The organism is Oleiphilus sp. HI0123, from assembly GCF_001635315.1.
This window is the reverse complement of the sequence record NZ_LWGE01001068.1, coordinates 1-1,112: the sequence shown is the minus strand read 5'-3', so window position 1 is coordinate 1,112 and position 1,112 is coordinate 1. Positions and strand designations below refer to the sequence as shown.

Here is a 1,112-nt window from a genome sequence, read left to right as displayed (position 1 = left end):
TAACACCCGGCACTTTAATGACATGACGACCATAACCACTATCTATGGCGCCAGCAGCAACCAACTGGTTATTACGATTAACAATGCTCAACACGGTCTCAAAGTTTATCTGGTATGTTTCCAGTACCAGCGGGTCAACAATAATTTCCAATACTTCATCGCGCTCGCCGCCAATATCGACTTCCAGCACCCCAGGAAGCGCCTCCAAGTCATCTCTTAGATCTCTCACAATAGCCAATAACTGCCGCTCAGGAATAGGGCCTGCCAAGCTCATGCTGAAAACTGGAAACAGAGCGACGTTTACTTCATTAACTTCAGGTTCATCACTACTCGCAGGTAGCTTTGATTTGGCACGGTCAACCTTTTCACGGACGTCATCCAAGGCCGTATCACTGTCAAAACCGGCATCAAATTCAAGCGTCACCGATGCATGCCCTTCGGAGGCAACGGAGCTCATCTCTTTGACACCCTCTATCGACTTAAGCTCTTTCTCCATTGGCCGAATAAGTAGGCGCTCGGCATCTTCAGGTGAAATACCCTCATGCGACATCGATACGTAAACAATAGGAATGGCAATATCCGGCTCAGACTCTTTTGGGATACTCTGATAAGCAAAAATCCCGGATATTAGTAAAAATACCAAGACCAACAGCACAGCACGGCGACGCTCTATCGCCCAGTCGATTGGCGTTTTTGGTGCCGTACCAAAGTACTCTTTCATTAAGAATCTACTCCTGACGCCTTATCTTCTGCCGAAACTCGAACAGGGCTGACCTTTTCACCAACCGAAACAAAACCTTGCCCGACGGTAATAAGCTCAAGCACCTCGGGTAAACCGCCTAGCCAAACACCATCATTCTCGCTGCGTAAGAGTTCAACCGGATATGCTTTTACCCGCCCCTCAACATCGAGTCCTTTAATTTGCAGTTCACCCTGACTATCAAGGCTTAATAATGAAGGAGAAAGTTTGTGGGCTTTTTGCTGGCCAAGCAAAATACTAACGCGAGCGCTTTGGCCAAAGCGTTTTACTTGAGACGAATTCTGCGCCAAGGCCTCTATTCTGAAAGCGCGTGTCGCCAAATCAGCAATGCTCGATATATAAGTGATCTTGC

1 protein-coding gene and 1 pseudogene are annotated in these 1,112 nt (G+C 47.5%); both read right to left on the bottom strand.

What is annotated here, in order from left to right; all coding sequences use genetic code 11:
* Positions 1–721, bottom strand: a 721-nt coding sequence (locus A3761_RS10030) for an efflux RND transporter permease subunit (protein ID WP_197473002.1), incomplete at its 3' end; no start/stop codon positions are given.
* Positions 721–1,112: pseudogene (locus A3761_RS27590) on the bottom strand (efflux RND transporter periplasmic adaptor subunit); the annotation flags it as partial. The gene A3761_RS10030 and the pseudogene A3761_RS27590, both read right to left, overlap by 1 nt.